The organism is Vibrio sp. V09_P4A23P171 (genome assembly GCF_963875615.1).
GTDB classification, from domain to species: Bacteria; Pseudomonadota; Gammaproteobacteria; order Enterobacterales; family Vibrionaceae; genus Vibrio; species Vibrio anguillarum.
In genome coordinates this window covers 199277-220176 of the sequence record NZ_CAWNMR010000011.1, presented here as the reverse complement: position 1 = coordinate 220176, position 20900 = coordinate 199277, and the positions used below count along the sequence as shown (strand labels likewise).

The window sequence follows — 20900 nt, the reverse complement described above, 5'->3', positions numbered from 1 at the left end:
TTCATGACCATTAAACATACTCAAGATTTAGCTCAAATCCGTGCCATGGTGCCAGAGATGCGCCGCGTCAAGTGTATTCACTTTGTCGGTATTGGTGGGGCGGGAATGAGCGGAATTGCAGAAGTATTGCTCAATGAAGGCTACCAAATTACCGGCTCAGATCTCGCTTCCAACCCTGTGACTGAAAGATTGGCAAATAAAGGGGCTATCATTTATATCGGTCATCAAGCCACTAATATTGAACACGCCAGCGTGGTGGTAGTCTCTACTGCAATCGATGAGCTAAATCCTGAACTGAAAGCGGCGCGTGAGCGACGCATTCCTATTGTTCGTCGTGCAGAAATGTTGGCGGAATTAATGCGTTTTCGTCATGGCATTGCAGTGGCTGGTACGCATGGTAAAACAACGACTACGGCATTGGTTACGCAAATTTATTCTGAGGCTGGTTTAGATCCTACGTTTGTTAATGGCGGGTTAGTCAAAAGCGCCGGCACCAATGCGCGTTTGGGTTCAAGTCGGATTTTGATTGCTGAAGCTGACGAAAGTGATGCTTCATTTCTTCATCTTCAGCCTATGGTTAGTATCGTGACCAACATCGAAGCTGATCACATGGATACGTATGGCGGTGATTTTGAAACGCTCAAACAGACCTTCATCGATTTCTTACACAACCTGCCATTTTATGGTCAGGCGATATTATGTATTGATGATCCTGTTGTGCGTGAAATCATCCCACGTATCAGCCGTCAAGTGATCACCTACGGTTTTGCCGATGATGCAGATGTCAGGATTGAGAATTACCATCAGCAGGGGCAACAAGGCCAGTTTACGGTCGTCAGACAGGGACGAGCCAATCTGGATATCACGCTTAATATTCCAGGTCGTCATAATGCGCTTAATGCCTCCGCGGCTATTGCAGTGGCAACGGAAGACGACATCAGCGATGAAGCGATTTTAAAAGCGATGGCTAGCACCCAAGGTACGGGACGTCGTTTTGATCATCTGGGCGAGTTTGATACGGGCAATGGGGTTGCGATGCTCGTTGATGATTATGGTCATCATCCGACCGAGGTGGGCGTGACTATTAAGGCGGCGCGTAGTGGTTGGCAAGAAAAACGGCTAGTGATGATTTTCCAACCTCATCGCTACAGTCGAACTCGCGATCTGTATGATGATTTTGCCAATGTACTGGAGCAAGTCGATGTGCTGATCATGCTCGATGTCTATGCCGCAGGAGAAAAGCCGATTGCGGGAGCCGATGGTCGATCGTTGTGCCGAACGATACGCAGTCGCGGTAAAATTGATCCTATTTTTGTTCCCGACAGCACCATACTGCCTTCGATTCTGGCTAATGTATTACAAGATGGTGACCTCGTGCTGACGCAAGGTGCTGGGGATATCGGCAAGGTAGCGAAACATTTAGCGGGGCTCGAACTGAATATCAGTAAAATGCAACAGGTTTAATTTAAATGGCTTATTTGTGTATCAATATTGAATAACATGGTATCCAGTCCAGATTTATTACTTTCAATGTTTGATACTTTCAGCGACCTCAGTATAATCCGGAGGTTAAAGTCAGTGCTTTTACCTCTATTGTGAACCAAATAGGGCATGCGATTGCGATTTAGAAACAGGAACATCAGGCTTTGTTAATGAATGTGTTCGATGAAAGCCGAGCTGTGTCCCGTTCGCCACTCATAAAAGATCACGCCGCTGGCGCTATTTTTTTATTTGTGGTGTTGTTGCTGATAAGTTCACTCATTTATTCAACACTCAGTTGGATGTGGGACGAACAGAGGCTACCGCTTTCAAAAATTGTTCTACAAGGTGACTTGCAATACGTATCTTCGCTAGATGTGCAGCGCGCTTTTGCTCAGTTGGATCATATCGGTACTTTCATGTCGCAAGATATTAACGTACTTCAATCGAGTGTACAGGTCATCCCGTGGGTGGCCCATGCATCGATTCGTAAACAATGGCCTGACACAATAAAAGTGTTTCTGACAGAGTATAGAGCGGTAGCGATTTGGAATGGCAACGCTTTGTTAGACGGATATGGCACGGTATTTAATGGTGATATTGGTCAATTGAACGGCGATAGAGTGAAACTTTATGGCCCGCAAGGAACCAGTCACGAAGTACTGGATGTTTGGAATAAAACGAACCCTAAGTTTCAATCATTAAACTTAAATATATCGTCACTGTTACTCAACGATCGTCGAGCGTGGCAAATAATTTTAGATAATGGCATCCGCTTAGAGTTAGGTAAAGAATCACTAGATGAGCGAGTTGCACGTTTTATTTCGCTGTATAAGAATTTAGGTAATAAAGCTGAACAAGTTAGCTATATCGATCTTAGATATGATACAGGAGCCGCAGTAGGTTGGTTCCCTGAACAAGAAGCACAAGAGAGTAAAAATGACTAAGACCGCTGATGACAACATTATTGTTGGTCTTGATATAGGCACAGCCACCGTGTCAGCTTTAGTCGGTGAAATACTGCCTGACGGTCAAATTAATATTATTGGCGCTGGTACGAGCCCATCCCGTGGGATGGATAAAGGGGGAGTTAACGATCTTGAATCGGTCGTTAAGTCTGTCCAAAGAGCGGTTGACCAAGCAGAATTAATGGCGGAATGCCAAATTAGTAATGTGTTTCTCTCTCTATCTGGGCGACATATTGCGAGCCGTATTGAAAAAGGCATGGGAACTATTTCGGATGAAGAAGTTTCTCAAGAAGATATGGATCGAGCGATTCATACCGCCAAATCAATAAAAATTGGGGAAGAGCAAAGAATATTGCACGTCATTCCTCAAGAATTTACGATTGATTACCAAGAGGGAATTAAAAACCCGCTTGGTTTATCAGGTGTGCGCATGGAAGTGAGCGTGCATCTTATTTCTTGTCATAATGATATGGCGAGAAATATTATCAAAGCGGTAGAACGCTGTGGTTTAAAAGTTGAACAACTGGTTTACTCTGGTTTAGCGGCAAGTAATGCAGTTATTACGGAAGATGAGCGAGAGTTAGGTGTGTGCGTGATTGATATAGGCGCAGGCACTATGGATGTTGCTATCTGGACCGGTGGTGCGTTACGACATACTGAAGTGTTTTCTTATGCAGGAAACGCAGTAACCAGTGATATTGCTTTTGCATTTGGCACACCAGTCAGTGATGCTGAAGAGATTAAAGTAAAATATGGCTGTGCGCTGAGTGAATTGGTAAGCAAGGATGATACCGTTAACGTCCCAAGTGTAGGAGGAAGACCTTCGCGAAGTTTGCAAAGACAAACCTTGTCGGAAGTGATTGAACCTCGCTACACTGAATTAATGGGATTAGTTAACCAAACTATAGATACTGTCCAAGACAAATTGCGCAAAAATGGTATTAAACACCATTTAGCGGCTGGTGTTGTTTTAACTGGCGGCGCTGCGCAAATTGAAGGTTTGGTTGAGTGTGCGGAACGCGTTTTCCGCAATCAAGTTCGCGTAGGCAAGCCTTTAGAGGTGAGTGGCCTTACAGATTACGTAAAAGAGCCGTATCATTCTACGGCGGTTGGTTTACTTCATTATGCGAAAGAGAGCCAAATTAATGACGACACGGAATACAGCGAACCGAAACGCCAATCCATGTCGAGCTTAATTGGTCGTTTGCGTAACTGGATACAAAAAGAGTTTTAACCTGAGTTGCAGGGAAAACGGAGATAACACATGTTTGAACCGATGATGGAAATGTCTGACGATGCTGTAATTAAAGTCGTTGGAGTTGGTGGTGGTGGCGGTAACGCTGTTGAACACATGGTGCGTGAGTCCATCGAAGGCGTGGAATTCATCAGTGTCAATACCGATGCGCAAGCACTTCGTAAAACAAGCGTAAGTAGCGTCATTCAAATTGGTGGTGATATCACTAAAGGTTTGGGTGCTGGTGCAAACCCGCAAGTTGGACGTGATGCAGCTCTAGAAGACCGAGAAAGAATTAAAGAAGTTCTGATGGGTGCCGATATGGTGTTTATCGCAGCTGGTATGGGCGGTGGTACAGGTACTGGTGCAGCTCCTGTTATTGCAGAAGTTGCCAAAGAACTGGGTATCTTAACCGTAGCGGTTGTCACGAAACCTTTCAGTTTTGAAGGAAAAAAACGTTTGGCATTTGCTGAGCAAGGTATTGAAGAGTTGTCAAAACACGTTGACTCTTTGATTACCATTCCTAATGAAAAACTACTGAAAGTGTTAGGTCGTGGTATTACCTTACTTGAAGCATTTGCGAGTGCGAATGATGTACTTAAAAATGCAGTGCAAGGTATTGCAGAGCTAATTACACGCCCAGGCATGATTAACGTGGACTTTGCTGACGTACGTACTGTGATGTCAGAAATGGGCCACGCGATGATGGGTAGTGGAGTGGCTCGCGGCGAAGATCGTGCTGAAGAAGCGGCAGAGATGGCAATTTCTAGCCCTCTTTTGGAAGATATTGATCTTGCAGGCGCTCGTGGCGTGTTGGTCAATATTACTGCTGGTTTGGATATGCGACTAGACGAATTCGAAACCGTCGGTAATACTGTTAAGGCGTTTGCGTCTGACAATGCGACAGTTGTCATCGGTACTTCGTTAGATCCTGATATGGCAGACGAAATTCGCGTGACTGTCGTTGCAACGGGTATTGGCAATGAGAAAAAGCCAGACATTACTTTAGTTGCAGGCGGTAAAGCCAAAGTCGCACCAGCAGTTCAACCACAAATGGTTCAGCAAGCAGCGAAAATCGAAGAAAAAACGGCACAGCCTTTGCAAGAAAGAGCAGAAGTGAAACCGCAATCAGCATCGTCGTCAACTGTTTCATCTTCTTCCGGTGCAAGCCAAAATACGGCACCGAAAGCAGATAAGGAAAATGGATATCTTGATATCCCAGCATTTTTACGTCGTCAGGCTGATTAACAATTAGACATAATTTGACACTGTTCAAAATTATGGTAGCATTCGCGGTCGGTGCTTTACCGACCGTGTTTTGTCGCACTGACATAGAGGCAAGTAGATGATCAGACAACGAACTCTGAAAGAAATAGTGAAAACAACTGGGGTGGGCTTACACTCTGGTCGTAAAGTCACATTAACGCTTCGCCCTGCTGCTGCAAACACTGGGATCATTTACCGCCGTACTGATGTCAATCCTCCAGTAGACTTCCCTGCGGATCCTGAATCTGTTCGCGATACCATGCTATGTACTGCTTTGGTCAACGATGAAGGTATTCGTATCTCTACTGTTGAGCACTTAAATGCAGCATTAGCGGGCATGGGAATCGACAACGTTATCATCGAAGTTGACGCACCTGAAATTCCTATTATGGATGGTAGTGCTAGCCCATTTGTTTACTTGCTACAACAAGCGGGCATTCAAACGCTGAATACACCAAAACGTTTTATTCGAATTAAGAAACCAGTTCGATTTGAAGATGGTGATAAGTGGGCGGAACTTGTACCCCATAACGGTTTTCGTATGGATTTTGAGATTGACTTTCAACATCCTGCTATCGATTCTGATGAACAACGCATGGTGTTTGATTTTTCCTCGCAAGGTTTCGTCAAAGAAATTTCAAGAGCTCGTACTTTTGGTTTCATGCGTGACATTGAGTACCTACAATCGCAAAACCTCTGTTTAGGTGGTAGCTTTGATTGCGCCATCGTATTAGATGAATACCGTATTCTTAATGAAGAAGGTTTGCGTTTTGCCAATGAGTTTGTCACTCATAAAGTATTGGATGCCATTGGTGACTTGTACATGTGTGGTCATTCCATTGTGGGTGAGTTCCGTGCTTATAAATCAGGCCATGGTTTAAATAACCAGCTACTGCGTGCGGTCTTAGCCGACCAAGAGGCGTGGGAATGGGCTACTTTTGAAGAAGAAGTTGGCTCTCCAGTGGCGTTTGCTGAACCAAATATGGTTCTCGCTTAATCGCAATTTTTAAATAAAAAGGCCAGACAGTTGTCTGGCCTTTTTATTTGTACTAATTCATTGATGACGCTTATTTGGGCCTAGCCAATTTCGCCAAATTTTCCAAACGTTTTTTGACTTTAGGGGAAGCGCTACTCGCCACCATCAGTAATGCCTGCGCCGTATTTTCAGATAGTGGTGGGCGAGCGACCGTTTCTTTTTCTTCTTTCATACCACGATTACGATAGAGCGCTGGGTTTATCTTGAGCTCAATGCTGATCAATTTGGCAAATCCTTGGTTGCGTAACTGATTCAAAATGTGTAATCGGTCATAATCAAGCTTCATTTTTATCGATGCACTGGCCACTTCAACGATTAAGTGACCACCGCGCACATTAGCGGCTCGGACATGATCGGCCGTTCCTTTAGGAAGCAACTTATTGAGCACTTTATTTAAAGCGAGGATCTCGGTGGCATGTTGCTGTATTTTCTTTAGAGATGAATCGCTGATCAGCTCTTTCGTTAACGTGGGACGGTGATCGCGCATGGTGTCTCCCTCTTAAGTTGCCATTCAATTCTATTGTGGTGCCTATGATGCGTATAGTAATAAATCCATTTTATTGCTTAAACAGTGCTCAAAAAGCGTAAAAATATTAAGTGTGCTTCAAACAAATAGTTTTGCTATTGGTTGTTGCCGCAAAAATTCCTTACACTATGCGTTACATAATTATTTAATACCTTGAAAATAAACCTCACCGTCACAATATCTGTGATACATGATTTATCTCAGTATCCTTAGTTCAAAACTGGTAGAGACTGACGGCATTAAGAGTAGATCGAAAACGATCTAATAAAGAGAGATTCCTGACACATGATAACTAAGCTACTGACAAAGGTTATTGGCAGTCGCAATGACAGAACGCTGCGCCGCCTTAAAAAAATTGTCAAAGAGATCAACAGCTACGAGCCTACTTTTGAAGCACTAACTGATGAAGAATTAAAAGCCAAAACGGTTGAGTTTCGTCAACGTTTAGAGCAAGGTGAAACCTTAGACCAATTACTTCCTGAAGCATTTGCCACCGTGCGTGAAGCGTCCAAGCGCGTATATGGTATGCGTCACTTCGACGTACAGTTGATCGGCGGTATGGTTCTCAACGCGGGTCAAATCGCAGAAATGCGCACTGGTGAAGGTAAAACGTTAACCGCGACTTTACCTGCGTATCTCAATGCCTTGCCTGGCAAAGGCGTGCACATTGTTACTGTCAACGATTATCTTGCTAAACGTGACGCAGAAACAAACCGCCCACTGTTTGAATTTTTAGGCATGACGGTCGGTATTAACGTACCCAATATGCCACCACAAGAGAAAAAACTTTCTTATCAAGCCGACATTCTTTACGGAACCAATAACGAGTTTGGTTTCGATTACTTACGCGACAACATGGCTTTCCGTAAAGAAGATCGTGTACAGCGTGAACGTTTCTTTGCCGTAGTCGATGAAGTAGACTCGATTCTTATTGATGAAGCGCGAACGCCGTTGATCATCTCAGGTCCTGCAGAAGATAGTTCTGAGTTGTACATCCGCATTAATACCCTCATTCCACTTCTGCAAAAGCAAGATAAAGAAGATTCTGAAGAGTATCGTGGTGATGGTCACTACACGGTTGACGAAAAATCAAAACAAGTTCATTTGACGGAAACGGGTCAAGAATTTGTTGAAGAGTTAATGGTGAAAAATGGTTTGATGGAAGAGGGCGATACTCTTTATTCACCCACGAACATTAGCTTACTTCACCACGTCAATGCCGCATTGCGTGCGCATGTGTTATTTGAGAAAAACGTTGATTACATCGTGACAGAAGAGGGCGAAGTGGTCATCGTTGATGAGCACACTGGCCGCACTATGCCAGGTCGTCGTTGGTCTGAAGGTTTACACCAAGCTGTCGAGGCGAAAGAAGGTGTTAAAATCCAAAACGAGAACCAGACTCTTGCGTCGATCACCTTCCAAAACTATTTCCGTTTATACGAAAAACTTTCTGGTATGACGGGCACTGCCGATACCGAAGCGTTCGAATTCCAATCGATTTACGGTTTGGAAACCGTGGTGATCCCAACCAATAAACCTATGGTTCGTGATGATATGCCTGATGTGGTGTATCGCACTGAAGCTGAAAAATTTGCGGCGATCATTGAAGACATCAAAGCGCGTGTTGCGAAAGGTCAGCCAACGCTAGTCGGTACGGTTTCGATTGAGAAATCTGAACTACTTTCTAATGCGTTGAAGCAAGCTAAAGTGAAACATAACGTGCTTAACGCGAAATTCCATGAAAAAGAAGCAGAAATTGTAGCGCAAGCGGGTATTCCGGGCGCGGTGACGATTGCGACTAACATGGCTGGTCGTGGTACTGATATTGTATTGGGCGGCAGCTGGCAGGCACAAATTGAGCAGCTAGAGAATCCAACACAAGAACAGATCGATGAGATCAAAGCGAAGTGGAAAGAGGTTCATAACCAAGTGTTAGCCGCTGGTGGTCTGCACATTATTGGTACTGAACGCCACGAATCTCGTCGTATCGATAACCAGTTACGTGGTCGTTCTGGTCGTCAAGGGGATGCGGGTTCTTCACGTTTTTATCTATCGATGGAAGATTCACTGCTGCGTATCTTCACCTCAGATCGTATGGCAAGCCTTATCCAAAGTGGTATGGATGAAGGTGAAGCGATCGAAAGTAAGATGCTTTCTCGCTCGATTGAAAAAGCGCAACGTAAAGTCGAAGGACGTAACTTTGATATTCGTAAACAGCTTCTTGAATACGATGATGTTGCTAACGATCAACGTAAAGTAGTTTATGAGCTGCGTGATGAGCTCATGGAAGCAGACGATATCAGCGAAATGATTGAGCAGAATCGTCAAGATGTTCTGACTTCCGTTATTGACGAATACATTCCGCCACAATCACTTGAGGATATGTGGGATGTTAAAGGATTGGAAGATCGTTTGAAAAACGATTTTGATTTAGAGCTGCCATTACAGCAATGGCTAGATGCTGATGATAAATTGTACGAAGAAGCGCTGCGCGAACGTATTCTTGAACAAGCGGTTAGTGTGTATCGTGAAAAAGAGAAAGCAGTTGGGGCTTCTGTTCTGCGTAATTTTGAAAAATCGGTCATGCTACAAACTCTGGATACCTTGTGGAAAGAGCATCTAGCGGCGATGGATCATTTGCGCCAAGGCATCCACCTACGTGGCTACGCGCAGAAAAACCCAAAACAAGAGTACAAGCGTGAGTCATTTGAGCTGTTTGAAGAACTATTGAATTCTTTAAAAACCGATGTGATTACTATCTTGTCGAAGGTGCGCGTACAACAGCAAGAAGAAGTTGAACGTATGGAAGCACAGCGTCAAGCGCAAGCGGAAGAAGCCGCGCGTCGCCAACAGTTCCAGCACCAAAGTGCCGACAGTTCGGTTGCAGATGAAGCTTCTGAAGATCAAGGGCACCAGCCTATGGTTCGTGAAGAGCGTAAAGTTGGTCGTAATGAGCCTTGCCCTTGTGGTAGCGGTAAAAAGTACAAACAGTGCCACGGACAGATCAACTGATCCCTTGAATGATCACCCCAAGAGTCGCTTAGGCGACTCTTTTTTTAACTCAATATTTCTCATCTTTATTTTCTAGGTTGGGAAGTCGGCGAATCGGAGTCTTTATGAAACGTGTTCATATTGTTGCGGCTATTATCTTCAATAGCGATAAATCAGAAATTTACATTACCAAACGACCAGATCATCTTCACAAAGGCGGTTTTTGGGAGTTCCCTGGCGGCAAAGTTGAAGCGGGAGAAACGATTGAACAAGCCATTTGCCGCGAGCTAGATGAAGAGATTGGTATTCATATTACTGAGCAATCTCCTTACCAATACCTTGAGTTTGACTATTCAGACAAGTCCTTAACTTTTGATTTTATTTGCGTGACACAATTTGATCATCAGCCGTATGGTAAAGAAGGGCAGCAAGGAGAATGGGTAGCGGTTTCTGAGTTGGCAAACTATTCATTTCCTGAAGCCAATGCGCCCATCGTCGAGCGCGTCATGAAAGAGTTTGCCTAAGTCGCTAGCCACCACAAGCAAATGTTGATAGTTTACAGAAACACCTTGAACGAAGAGAAACGATGCAAGCTTAAGCTGATGTCGTCACAATGGAGAATAACGCAATGGTGAGAATTGCGATTGCAGGAGCGGCGGGTCGAATGGGCCGCAATTTGGTGAAAGCCACTTATCAAAATAACCATGCTCGAGTGGGTGCGGGCTCAGAGCGTCCTGAGTCCTCGTTGGTTGGTGTTGATATCGGTGAGTTATGCGGTGAAGGGCGATTTGATATCGCGTTGGTGGATAACCTAGAGAATGCCGTAGATAACTTCGATGTCATCATTGATTTTACAGCTCCTGTGAGCACCTTAGCCAATATTGAGTTATGTAAAAAACACGGTAAGAAGCTAGTGATTGGCACAACGGGCTTTTCTGAAGCAGAAAGAGCACAAATCAATGCTGCCGCACAACAGATTGCGATTGTCATGGCTCCTAACTACAGCGTTGGGGTTAACCTTGTTTTCAAATTGCTTGAAAAAGCGGCTAAAGTGATGGGTGATTACTGTGATATTGAGGTCATTGAAGCCCACCATCGTCATAAAGTGGATGCTCCGTCAGGAACCGCAATTGGCATGGGAGAGGCGATTGCTAATGCTATGGGTAACCAACTGAGTGACGTTGCCGTCTATGCGCGAGAAGGTATTACCGGTGAACGTACTAAAAATGAGATTGGTTTTGCTACGATTCGTGCTGGCGATATCGTGGGTGAGCATACCGCGATGTTCGCTGATATCGGTGAACGTGTAGAAATCACCCATAAAGCGACGGATCGTATGACTTTTGCCAATGGTGCAGTGAGAGCGGCGGTTTGGCTTGCTGATAAACCTGCGGGTTTTTATAGCATGACTGACGTGTTAGGTTTGAACGATCTTTGATTACATAATTATGCGTCAGTGTTTGCTGGCGCATCTTTGTTACACCTCTTTTTACCGATTTAATTATCTCTCTTTATTTTTACTTTACTGACTTACTTTTGTTGTGTTTTAGGTGGGTATTGCTTTCTTTTTGTTTTAGATCTCTGAAATTGCACTTATTCTCTGCTTGATTAACGTTTGCGTGATTTTGTTTATCGTTGATTGTTTAAAATGCATCAAAGAGTTTCAGTTTGCTGATTCTAATTCCTCCATTCTCATTTTTTTACTCATCAAACCTATTTTTTTACTGTCTTAGGTTCGCTTTTTATCTCTAACGCTTTAAATGTTGCCTTAATTTATTATGAAATGTTGACAGTAATCATGGTGGTCATTAGAATACCGCCAATTTGTCTAAATCACCCTATGGCGCGACTCTATGGCCTTAAGGAAGACAGATTTGCAGTTTAATTTATATTTTTTGCATTTTTATTCTGGAGGTTGTCTTGAGTAAGTCAGCACTGTTAGTCCTAGAAGATGGGACGGTGTTCCACGGTGTATCCATTGGCGCTGATGGAATATCCGTTGGTGAAGTCGTCTTTAATACCTCGATGACGGGGTACCAAGAAATCCTCACTGATCCTTCCTATTCTCAACAAATCGTTACTCTTACTTACCCCCACATAGGCAATACCGGAACCAATTCCGAAGACGAAGAATCCTCTTCTATCCATGCACAAGGCCTTGTGATTCGCGATCTCCCTCTTATCGCTTCTAACTTCCGTAATGAACTTTCCCTTTCTGACTACCTTAAATCACAAAATATTGTGGGCATTGCCGATATCGACACGCGCAAGCTAACGCGCATTTTGCGTGAAAAAGGAGCTCAGAATGGCTGCATTATGGCAGGTGACCATTTAGATGAAGCATTGGCGCTGGTAAAAGCCAAAGAGTTCCCCGGTTTAAAAGGAATGGATCTTGCGAAAGAAGTTACAACAAAAGAAGCGTACCAATGGAAACAAGGTTCGTGGACGCTCGAAGGTGGACTTCCTGAAGCGAAAGATGACAGCGAGTTGCCCTATCACGTTGTTGCCTACGATTTCGGTGCAAAGCGCAATATCCTCCGTATGTTGGTTGACCGAGGATGCCGCCTAACTGTGGTACCAGCACAAACCTCGGCTGAAGAAGTTCTAGCGCTGAAACCTGATGGTGTCTTTTTATCAAATGGCCCTGGCGACCCAGAACCATGTACTTATGCGATTGAAGCAACCAAAGTGTTCTTAGAGAAAGGACTGCCTATTTTTGGTATCTGTTTAGGGCATCAAATTTTGGCATTGGCGTCTGGTGCAAAAACAGTAAAAATGAAATTTGGCCACCATGGCGCGAACCATCCAGTGAAAGATTTGGATCGTAATGTGGTGATGATTACGGCACAAAACCACGGTTTTGCTGCTGATGAAGCAACGCTGCCTATCACGCTTCGTGCAACGCACAAATCGCTATTTGATGGTTCACTACAAGGAATTCACCGCACCGATAAGCCAGCCTTTAGCTTTCAGGGACACCCTGAAGCGAGTCCTGGCCCGCACGATGCCGCCCCTTTGTTTGACCATTTTATTGAACTAATTAAAAAGCACACAGCGTAATTCGGAGTAGTAGACAATGCCAAAACGTACTGACATTAAAAGTATTCTAATTCTAGGTGCTGGCCCGATTGTAATCGGTCAGGCTTGTGAGTTTGACTACTCTGGCGCTCAAGCATGTAAAGCCCTGCGTGAAGAAGGTTACCGAGTGATTTTGGTCAACTCGAACCCTGCCACTATCATGACTGACCCAGAGATGGCCGATGCGACTTATATTGAGCCTATCCATTGGGAAGTAGTGCGTAAAATCATCGAAAAAGAGCGCCCAGACGCGGTATTACCGACCATGGGTGGCCAAACTGCATTGAACTGTGCACTTGAACTGGAAAAGCATGGTGTTCTGGCTGAGTTTGGCGTTGAGATGATTGGCGCAACGGCTGATGCGATTGATAAAGCGGAAGATCGTTCTCGCTTTGATAAAGCGATGAAGTCAATCGGCTTAGCTTGTCCTCGCGCTGATACGGCAAAAACTATGGAAGAAGCTTACCGCGTTCAAGAGATGGTGGGTTTCCCTTGCATTATTCGCCCTTCATTTACTATGGGTGGAACCGGCGGCGGTATCGCTTACAACAAAGAAGAGTTTGAAGAGATTTGCCGCCGTGGCCTTGATCTTTCGCCAACCAACGAGTTGTTGATTGATGAATCACTCATCGGTTGGAAAGAGTACGAAATGGAAGTGGTTCGCGATAAAGCGGACAACTGCATCATAGTCTGTGCGATTGAAAACTTTGACCCAATGGGTATTCACACGGGGGACTCGATCACGGTAGCTCCTGCGCAAACGCTAACTGACAAAGAATATCAGATCATGCGTAACGCATCGCTAGCCGTACTGCGTGAAATCGGTGTGGAAACGGGTGGTTCGAACGTACAGTTTGGTATCAACCCGAAAGATGGCCGCATGGTGATCATCGAGATGAACCCACGTGTTTCTCGCTCTTCGGCTCTTGCATCGAAAGCGACGGGCTTCCCTATTGCCAAAGTTGCAGCCAAATTGGCGGTAGGTTTCACACTTGATGAGTTAATGAACGACATTACTGGTGGTGCAACCCCAGCGTCGTTTGAGCCAACTATTGATTATGTTGTGACGAAAATCCCTCGCTTTAACTTCGAAAAATTTGCCGGTGCTAACGATCGCTTAACCACGCAAATGAAGTCGGTGGGCGAAGTGATGGCGATTGGTCGTAACCAACAAGAATCGCTGCAAAAAGCACTGCGTGGGCTGGAAATTGGCGTAAACGGCCTAGACGAAATGGTTGATTTAGACGCACCAGATGCACTGACTAAAATTCGCCATGAGCTGAAAGAAGCGGGTGCTGAGCGTATTTGGTATATCGCAGATGCTTTCCGCGCTGGTTTGTCTGTGGATGGGGTCTTCAACCTGACTAACGTTGATCGCTGGTTCTTGGTACAAATCGAAGAACTGGTCAAAATGGAACAAGAAGTCAAAGCGGGTGGTTTTGCTGGCTTAAATGCGGATGTTCTACGCAAGATGAAGCGCAAAGGTTTTGCGGATGCGCGTCTCTCTTCACTGCTTGGCGTGGCTGAAAGTGAAATTCGTCGTATGCGTGACCAATATAATATTCATCCGGTTTACAAGCGTGTCGATACTTGCGCGGCGGAGTTTTCGTCTGATACGGCTTACATGTACTCCTCTTATGATGACGAATGTGAAGCACAACCGACCGATAGAGACAAAATCATGGTGCTCGGCGGTGGTCCAAACCGTATTGGTCAAGGTATCGAGTTTGATTACTGTTGTGTTCATGCCTCACTCGCGCTACGCGAAGATGGTTATGAAACCATCATGGTTAACTGTAACCCTGAAACGGTTTCAACAGACTATGACACTTCCGATCGCCTCTATTTTGAACCAGTGACACTCGAAGATGTATTGGCGATTGTTCGTGTTGAAAAACCTAAAGGCGTCATCGTGCAATACGGTGGTCAAACACCACTGAAATTGGCTCGTGCACTTGAGGCCGCTGGAGTGCCTATCATTGGTACTAGCCCAGATGCGATTGACCGCGCCGAAGATCGTGAGCGTTTCCAGCAAGCGGTTGATCGTTTAGGTCTGCTGCAGCCAGAAAACGCAACAGTGACCACAATGGAACAGGCGATTGAAAAATCGAAAGACATCGGCTTCCCGCTGGTGGTACGCCCGTCTTACGTTCTTGGTGGCCGCGCGATGGAAATCGTCTATGACGAACAAGATCTGCGTCGTTACTTTAACGAAGCCGTCAGTGTGTCTAACGAATCCCCAGTACTGCTTGATCGCTTCCTCGATGATGCAATTGAAGTCGATATTGATGCGATTTGTGATGGTGAGCGTGTCGTCATTGGTGGCATCATGGAGCACATTGAACAAGCGGGTGTTCACTCTGGTGACTCAGCTTGCTCTCTGCCAGCTTATACGTTAAGCCAAGAAATCCAAGATGTGATGCGTGAACAAGTTGAGAAGCTGGCGTTTGAATTAGGCGTTCGCGGTTTGATGAACACGCAGTTTGCGGTTAAAGATAATCAAGTGTACCTGATTGAAGTTAACCCTCGTGCCGCTCGTACTGTACCGTTTGTGTCAAAAGCAACGGGCGCACCGCTTGCCAAAATTGCCGCGCGCGTGATGGCAGGGCAGTCTCTAGAGTCACAAGGCTTTACTAAAGAGATCATTCCTCCTTACTACTCAGTGAAAGAAGTGGTTCTGCCATTTAATAAATTCCCTGGTGTTGACCCACTGCTTGGCCCTGAAATGCGTTCAACGGGTGAAGTGATGGGCGTGGGTGCAACGTTTGCTGAAGCTTATGCAAAAGCGGAATTAGGTTGCGGTAATGTTTATCCTGAAGGCGGCCGAGCTCTGCTCTCTGTACGTGAAGGTGATAAACAGCGTGTGGTTGATTTAGCGTCGAAACTGGTGAAATTAGGTTATCAGCTTGATGCTACCCACGGTACAGCTGTAATTTTAGGTGAAGCCGGTATTAACCCACGTTTGGTGAATAAAGTGCATGAAGGTCGCCCTCATATTCTTGACCGTATTAAGAATAATGAATACACCTACATCATTAATACAGCCGAGGGGCGTCAAGCGATTGAAGATTCTAAAGTTCTTCGTCGTGGAGCATTAGCACAAAAAGTCAACTACACCACAACACTGAATGCTGCCTTTGCAACCTGTATGTCTCATACGGCCGATGCGAAGTCATCAGTTACGTCAGTGCAAGAGTTACACGCGCAAGTGAAAGCACACTTAGCATAAGCGTTAAAAAATAATAAATCAGTAGGTCTAAGACCTACATGACAACCTCATTGCCCGCTGAATTAAGCGGGCTTTTTTTGTATCGAGAAAACCCCCAGCTAGGCTGGGGGTTCCGTAAAGCTTACAGCTATAAGTCAGTTATATAACCCCTTTCAATTTGATAAAAACGTCTTGTGGTCTGGCAACTGCAAGAGTTAATTAAGAATTGAAAGGGGGTCCCAATGGGGGACGAAAAGAGCTTAGCGCACACGCGATGGAATTGTAAATATCATGTAGTTTTTGCACCTAAGTACCGAAGGCAGGTGTTCTATGGTGAGAAACGAAGGGCAGTAGGCGAGATACTTAGAAAACTATGTGAATGGAAAAGTGTGAATATTATTGAAGCGGAGTGCTGCGTAGATCATATTCATATGCTTTTAGAAATACCACCGAAGATGAGTGTTTCATCATTTATGGGGTATTTGAAAGGAAAAAGTAGCCTGATGCTATATGAGCGATTTGGCGATTTGAAGTTCAAGTACAGGAATCGAGAATTTTGGTGTTGAGGGTATTATGTAGATACGGTAGAAGATACAAAGTTACATAAAGCACCAACTAGAGCAGGATAAAATGGGAGAGCAATTATCGCTCCCGTACTCAGGTAGCCCGTTTACGGGCCGCAGGAAATAGTCATATGCAAATGTCAGATCACTACGCGCCTGCTAGGGCGCTGCCAGTAGGAAAGCCTTATAGGCGCATATGAAAAACCACCGGCTATGCCGGTGGATACTTTTCGGCCGAATTGAATCGTTTTACCAATGAAGAAGAGATTTGGCTTAGAGGATAGCTTTTTAATTGATGAAAAATGGGAATGGGTTGTTGTCTTGGCTTTCGCTGTTTTCACCTTTTAAGTGGTGCTATTGTTGGTTTTTATTGTTCAATGCGTTGATAAGAAATGGAACTTTCACTGGAAGTATTAGGCCTGTTGTTTTTGGTTGCAGGGATTGCAGGGTTCATTGATGCGATGGCTGGCGGTGGCGGTTTGCTTACTTTGCCGGCTTTGCTGGCAGTAGGCGTGCCACCGACTCAAGCGCTGGCTACCAATAAGCTGCAAAGCTCATTTGGCAGTTTCTCCGCCACTTGGTATTTTGTACGCAATGGCATTGTGAACCTAAAAGAGATGAAGTTGGCGATAGCTTGTACTTTTATCGGCGCTGCGTGTGGGGCTGAACTTGTGCAGCATATGGATGCCAGTTTGTTGACCAGCTTAATCCCGCTGTTGCTGATCGGTATTTCACTCTATTTTCTACTTGCACCCGCGACGAAAACCCACAATGGGCCTGCTCCATTGTCTGAAACGGCTTTTGCTTTTACGGTCGGTTTTGGTATCGGTTTTTATGATGGTTTTTTCGGTCCGGGCACCGGGTCTATTTTTACGGTCTGTTTTGTCGTGTTAGGTCATTTTTCGTTGATTGAAGCGACTGCAAGAACCAAGGTTCTCAACTTCACTTCAAACATTGCTGCGCTGCTTTTTTTTGTTATTGCTGGCTTGCCGATTTGGAAGATAGGGCTGGTGATGGCCGTTGGTGGTTTTTTAGGGGCGAGAATGGGCGCAAAGATAGTGGTGACTAAAGGGCAGAAATGGATCCGCCCATTAGTTATTGTGATGTCGATGTTGATGGCAATAAAACTTCTTTGGCAACAGCATCAGCAATGGTTGTTATCAATCTTTTGACCCTTGGCGAGCGATAACTATTGCTGCGCAGACAGAGATGAACAGGCCGAACCAAAGGTTGCAGTTCATCAAAATCAAAGTAATAGCGAGGTTCAATGTTCAGCGCTTTAATCACTGAAAGTGGTACTAAAGCAGGCGTCATGCCTCCTAATGCCAATTGTGCTGCGGCCGTATACGAGTCCATTTCCATCTGTGGCGTGATGGCGAGTTTCGCCAATATATCGACTTGATAGGCGTTCGCTGGGTTGGATAAATCATTGGTAACGAGCTGTTTAGGTAACGAAGATAAGGGTGTTTGGCTGACAATGTAAAAGGGTTCATCTACCAGATGAAACGTCATTAGCCCATGATTAGCGGGTAAGTAGCCTGCGCAAAATCCTAATGTCGCTTTGCCTGATTGAACGTGCTGAACAATCCTCGGCGTATGGTTCGTGGTGATGGTGATGAACTTATCGTGCTTGAGGTACTGCCCCATGGTGGTATTAATATAGCCAGCGACTAACGTTTCTGAGCAGTCTATCCTGATCAGTGTGGCATCCGTAAAAGATTGCTGATCGAAAATCAAACCGCATAACTCACTAAAGCTTGGGCCAATAGTTTCAACCAAGGCCTGTGCATCTGTGGTTAATTTAATCTGTCGGCCATCAGGCTCAATCAGCTTTTTACCGACCCTTTTTTCTAAATTAGCAATCCGCTTACTAACGGCGGACTGGCTAATGTAGAGTAGGCTGCCCGTACGCCCCATGGTTTTTTCTTTGCTCAGTACCAGCAAAGTTTCGATACCTTCTAGCAACATAATTAATGACGATGAGGAATAGATTGGCTCATCTTATCGCAAAGCGACCATAACCCATAGCGTCTGTACATGTTACTGATTGTGGTTTTGATGAGATCGGCTTTATTTATTCAGTGCAAAAGTGGGCAGTGATAAGTGCCAGCGGATCGCTCCAAGTCGAATGATTAAGGTTGAGGCGACTCCGGCCAGAAAGGCGCTTGAGCTATCGTAGCCCATCGCTAGTGCTGTGGTATGAAACAGACCGCCGATGATACAAGCTGTAGCATAGACTTCGCTGCGTAGCACCATTGGAATCTCACGGGCCAGTACATCACGAATAATACCGCCGCCACAGCCAGTAATAACGCCCATGATTACCGCAACCATGGCCGAGTCTTGATAGTTCATCGCCTTTTCAACACCAATGCCAACAAACACGGCTAAACCGATTGCATCACAAACGGGTAAGATCCACCAAGCAACGCGTTTAGGCCTGCGAACCAGCAGCATGGTGAGTAAACAAGTGATGAAAATGACCCAAAGATAAGTGGTGTCTTTTATCCAGAAAACTGGCGTCGCACCCAATGCCATATCACGAATTGTTCCACCGCCAATTGCAGTAACGCTCGCAAGCACGACCACGCCAAACGGGTCCATTTTTAATCGACCAGCTAATAATACGCCAGAAATGGCAAAGATAGCCGTACCAAATAAGTCAATAAGATAGAGCAGCATGGAGTCCATGTTACTGGGTTCTCTTTAGTCGTTAATGGAACAAAATTCGGGCAGGAATTGTACGAGATTTTATTACGCAAGCGTTAGCGTTTTTGGCGAACGACGGAAAAGTACTCACACACTTCTTCTATCGCTTGCAGTGTTCTGGGCGTTGGTCGATTTAACCAATCTGAGGTCAGTGCCCACACAAACCCGTTTTGTACAGCGGGTAGTTGCTGTTGCCACTTTTGCCACATCGTGCCATTTTTTATCGCATGTTCAGAGGTGAAAATTACATCAGGTTTAGCCAGCAGCACTTGCTCAATCCCAACTTGAGGGTAGGGGGATGCGCTGTTGGCAAAAATATTTTCGCCGCCACAAAATTCAAAGACCTCACTGGGCCAACTGCCTTTGGCCAGTGTGATGATCGGTTTTTCACTGAGTTGATAGAAATAACGAACTTTACTTTGGCTGCCATAACTCTGTTTCAGAGTGATGAGTGATTGACGAAAATCACGCGCCGCTTGCTGGCCGATACTCGGATCATCGGCAAATTGGCTAAGTGCTTCAATATTATTGGCAATGTCATCGAGTTTTTGAGTTTTTGTCGTATAAATCCTCAGCCCTAACTGCTTTAATTTATCGAGCTCCTTCGCCGGATTGCCCGCAGGCCAAGCAATCACTAAATCCGGTTTTAGGGTAAGAATGCGCTCTATATTCAACCCTTGGTAATTGGCCACTTTTTCGAGTTTGAGTGCTTGTGCTGGGTAGTCACTGTACTCGCTGACGGCCACCAATTTATCACCAAGGCCAGCCGCAAAGGCCAATTCCGTGGCATGAGGCGCTAAGCTAATGATGCGTTTAACTTGCGCTTGAACTGGAAAAGCTACGCACAGCGTGACGACAATATTGAGAAACAGTAAACGCATCTAAAATCCTTGATGGACGAGCAGCAGTATCACGCTCTCTAATGCTATCCACGCGAAAATACGCCAAGCTAACAGTTTTTGGATTTGCGCAAGGTGGAAGGCTGATGGGGCGATACGTCCGCCTATTTTTACGCGCAGGGCTTTTTTATCACCGTAGATAGCTGGGCCACCTAAGGCCAGTGATAGTTTATTGCCGACGGCGGTTAACAGCCATGCAGGCCCTGGGAGTGGCCATAAGCGGCTTTGTTGTAACATGGCTGAGAAGGTGTTTGATGCGTTGCGACCAATGATAATCAATAGGCTAAATAGGCGCAGTGGCACAAAGTCAAGCACAGCCAGCAAGCGTACCGATGGAATACCAAAAGGATGAAACGCCGCTCGCGAAGGCGCCCAAGCTCTGGCGAGTTCAGCGATGAGACGGTACATCAACGCGCCAATACCGCCAAAACAGGCGTACCAAAATAGCACTGCAATCACGTTGCGCCCATAGCCAACAATGACGGTTTCAGCCCCCGCCTTACCTAACCCCAGCGCAGACAAGCTATCGGTTTCACGATTCACAAAAGGGGCAAGCACGCTGCGAGCGTATTTTTTGTCTTCTTTGCTGAGTGCGCCGATAAGCTGATTGGCTAATAATTCTTGGCTACGCCAATCAAATGCGAGTAATAGTAGCGCTAAATCAAATAGTTGAGGTTGCCATACCAAAGGTTTTAACGCGACTAAGGTGACCCATGCGGGTAGGCACATCAATAGCCAAGCCAGTGTGCCGGAAAGTAGGCTTTGTGAATAACTGCTACTGGTATTGACTTTATCCGCTAATATTTCCGCAAATTTTCGCCACAAAGTGACGGGATGAGCGTTACGCGGGATGGGTAAAATAAGATGAAAGGCAACCGCTCCCCACATAACGAGGAGCGTACCGTTGGCATACAAGTAGGTGATTAACTCGTCCATGTTGAGT

General features: G+C 45.3%; 16 protein-coding genes and 1 pseudogene. 12 read left to right on the top strand and 5 right to left on the bottom strand.

The window, feature by feature from the left end:
• Positions 1–3 precede the first annotated feature (3 nt).
• The 5 genes from murC to lpxC all read left to right on the top strand — a co-directional run bounded on the left by murC (position 4) and on the right by lpxC (position 5944).
• Positions 4–1464: a UDP-N-acetylmuramate--L-alanine ligase gene (murC, locus tag AACT23_RS05240; protein WP_064625871.1), complete on the top strand. Its 1461-nt coding sequence runs from the start codon at positions 4–6 to the stop codon at positions 1462–1464.
• A gap of 188 nt (positions 1465–1652) precedes the next feature.
• The gene (locus tag AACT23_RS05235) at positions 1653–2426 is read left to right on the top strand and encodes a cell division protein FtsQ/DivIB (RefSeq protein WP_088718004.1); all 774 of its coding nucleotides are present in this window, start codon (positions 1653–1655) and stop codon (positions 2424–2426) included.
• Positions 2419–3681 carry a cell division protein FtsA gene (ftsA, locus tag AACT23_RS05230; RefSeq protein ID WP_010317995.1) on the top strand — a complete coding sequence of 421 codons (1263 nt, stop codon included), beginning with the start codon at positions 2419–2421 and terminating at the stop codon, positions 3679–3681. The genes AACT23_RS05235 and ftsA overlap by 8 nt, the downstream gene beginning before the upstream one ends.
• 30 nt (positions 3682–3711) lie before the next feature.
• Complete coding sequence (gene ftsZ, locus AACT23_RS05225; RefSeq protein ID WP_017042647.1) at positions 3712–4929, top strand: cell division protein FtsZ; 1218 nt, start codon at positions 3712–3714, stop codon at positions 4927–4929.
• A gap of 97 nt (positions 4930–5026) precedes the next feature.
• Positions 5027–5944, top strand: a complete 918-nt coding sequence (gene lpxC, locus AACT23_RS05220; protein WP_010317993.1) for a UDP-3-O-acyl-N-acetylglucosamine deacetylase — start codon at positions 5027–5029, stop codon at positions 5942–5944.
• Positions 5945–6014: 70 nt separating this feature from the next.
• Here the strand turns inward: lpxC and AACT23_RS05215 are convergent, their stop codons facing one another.
• Positions 6015–6470, bottom strand: coding sequence for a DUF721 domain-containing protein (locus AACT23_RS05215; protein ID WP_017046518.1), 456 nt, complete (start codon positions 6468–6470; stop codon positions 6015–6017).
• A 324-nt stretch (positions 6471–6794) separates the two neighbouring features.
• On the opposite strand from AACT23_RS05215, the gene secA reads away from it, so the two are divergent.
• The 7 genes and pseudogenes from secA (at position 6795) to AACT23_RS05180 (ending at position 17521) form a co-directional block, all read left to right on the top strand.
• Entirely contained in the window at positions 6795–9521 is a 2727-nt protein-coding gene (gene secA, locus AACT23_RS05210; protein ID WP_013856087.1) for a preprotein translocase subunit SecA, read from the top strand.
• A gap of 104 nt (positions 9522–9625) precedes the next feature.
• On the top strand, positions 9626–10024 hold the full coding sequence (gene mutT / locus AACT23_RS05205; protein WP_081244967.1) for an 8-oxo-dGTP diphosphatase MutT: 399 nt from the start codon (positions 9626–9628) through the stop codon (positions 10022–10024).
• Positions 10025–10128: 104 nt separating this feature from the next.
• On the top strand, positions 10129–10938 hold the full coding sequence (gene dapB / locus AACT23_RS05200) for a 4-hydroxy-tetrahydrodipicolinate reductase (protein WP_094129862.1): 810 nt from the start codon (positions 10129–10131) through the stop codon (positions 10936–10938).
• Between the two features lie 482 nt (positions 10939–11420).
• Positions 11421–12560: a glutamine-hydrolyzing carbamoyl-phosphate synthase small subunit gene (gene carA / locus AACT23_RS05195; RefSeq protein ID WP_017047461.1), complete on the top strand. Its 1140-nt coding sequence runs from the start codon at positions 11421–11423 to the stop codon at positions 12558–12560.
• A gap of 16 nt (positions 12561–12576) precedes the next feature.
• Positions 12577–15807, top strand: coding sequence for a carbamoyl-phosphate synthase large subunit (gene carB, locus AACT23_RS05190; protein WP_017046523.1), 3231 nt, complete (start codon positions 12577–12579; stop codon positions 15805–15807).
• A 221-nt stretch (positions 15808–16028) separates the two neighbouring features.
• A pseudogene (gene tnpA, locus AACT23_RS05185) lies at positions 16029–16476 on the top strand (IS200/IS605 family transposase).
• Between the two features lie 265 nt (positions 16477–16741).
• The gene (locus tag AACT23_RS05180) at positions 16742–17521 is read left to right on the top strand and encodes a TSUP family transporter (RefSeq protein WP_017047462.1); all 780 of its coding nucleotides are present in this window, start codon (positions 16742–16744) and stop codon (positions 17519–17521) included.
• Here the strand turns inward: AACT23_RS05180 and AACT23_RS05175 are convergent.
• From AACT23_RS05175 to AACT23_RS05160, 4 genes are all read right to left on the bottom strand, one after another.
• The gene (locus tag AACT23_RS05175; protein ID WP_017047463.1) at positions 17445–18317 is read right to left on the bottom strand and encodes a LysR family transcriptional regulator; all 873 of its coding nucleotides are present in this window, start codon (positions 18315–18317) and stop codon (positions 17445–17447) included. The genes AACT23_RS05180 and AACT23_RS05175 overlap by 77 nt on opposite strands.
• A 102-nt stretch (positions 18318–18419) precedes the next feature.
• Positions 18420–19040, bottom strand: coding sequence for a TRIC cation channel family protein (locus tag AACT23_RS05170; protein WP_013856095.1), 621 nt, complete (start codon positions 19038–19040; stop codon positions 18420–18422).
• Positions 19041–19114: 74 nt separating this feature from the next.
• The gene (gene btuF, locus AACT23_RS05165) at positions 19115–19939 is read right to left on the bottom strand and encodes a vitamin B12 ABC transporter substrate-binding protein BtuF (protein WP_013856096.1); all 825 of its coding nucleotides are present in this window, start codon (positions 19937–19939) and stop codon (positions 19115–19117) included.
• On the bottom strand, positions 19940–20893 hold the full coding sequence (locus AACT23_RS05160) for a cobalamin biosynthesis family protein (protein WP_013856097.1): 954 nt from the start codon (positions 20891–20893) through the stop codon (positions 19940–19942).
• Between the last annotated feature and the right edge of the window lie 7 nt (positions 20894–20900).

Excerpts from the sequence above, each read along its gene's own strand:
- ftsA (WP_010317995.1), top strand. The coding sequence starts at position 2,419 with ATGACTAAGACCGCTGATGACAACATTATTGTTGGTCTTGATATAGGC.
- AACT23_RS05235 (WP_088718004.1), top strand. The coding sequence starts at position 1,653 with ATGAATGTGTTCGATGAAAGCCGAGCTGTGTCCCGTTCGCCACTCATA.
- AACT23_RS05170 (WP_013856095.1), bottom strand. The coding sequence starts at position 19,040 with ATGGACTCCATGCTGCTCTATCTTATTGACTTATTTGGTACGGCTATC.
- btuF (WP_013856096.1), bottom strand. The coding sequence starts at position 19,939 with ATGCGTTTACTGTTTCTCAATATTGTCGTCACGCTGTGCGTAGCTTTT.
- AACT23_RS05160 (WP_013856097.1), bottom strand. The coding sequence starts at position 20,893 with ATGGACGAGTTAATCACCTACTTGTATGCCAACGGTACGCTCCTCGTT.
- dapB (WP_094129862.1), top strand. The coding sequence starts at position 10,129 with ATGGTGAGAATTGCGATTGCAGGAGCGGCGGGTCGAATGGGCCGCAAT.
- AACT23_RS05215 (WP_017046518.1), bottom strand. The coding sequence starts at position 6,470 with ATGCGCGATCACCGTCCCACGTTAACGAAAGAGCTGATCAGCGATTCA.
- lpxC (WP_010317993.1), top strand. The coding sequence starts at position 5,027 with ATGATCAGACAACGAACTCTGAAAGAAATAGTGAAAACAACTGGGGTG.
- AACT23_RS05180 (WP_017047462.1), top strand. The coding sequence starts at position 16,742 with ATGGAACTTTCACTGGAAGTATTAGGCCTGTTGTTTTTGGTTGCAGGG.
- mutT (WP_081244967.1), top strand. The coding sequence starts at position 9,626 with ATGAAACGTGTTCATATTGTTGCGGCTATTATCTTCAATAGCGATAAA.
- murC (WP_064625871.1), top strand. The coding sequence starts at position 4 with ATGACCATTAAACATACTCAAGATTTAGCTCAAATCCGTGCCATGGTG.
- secA (WP_013856087.1), top strand. The coding sequence starts at position 6,795 with ATGATAACTAAGCTACTGACAAAGGTTATTGGCAGTCGCAATGACAGA.
- ftsZ (WP_017042647.1), top strand. The coding sequence starts at position 3,712 with ATGTTTGAACCGATGATGGAAATGTCTGACGATGCTGTAATTAAAGTC.
- carB (WP_017046523.1), top strand. The coding sequence starts at position 12,577 with ATGCCAAAACGTACTGACATTAAAAGTATTCTAATTCTAGGTGCTGGC.
- AACT23_RS05175 (WP_017047463.1), bottom strand. The coding sequence starts at position 18,317 with ATGTTGCTAGAAGGTATCGAAACTTTGCTGGTACTGAGCAAAGAAAAA.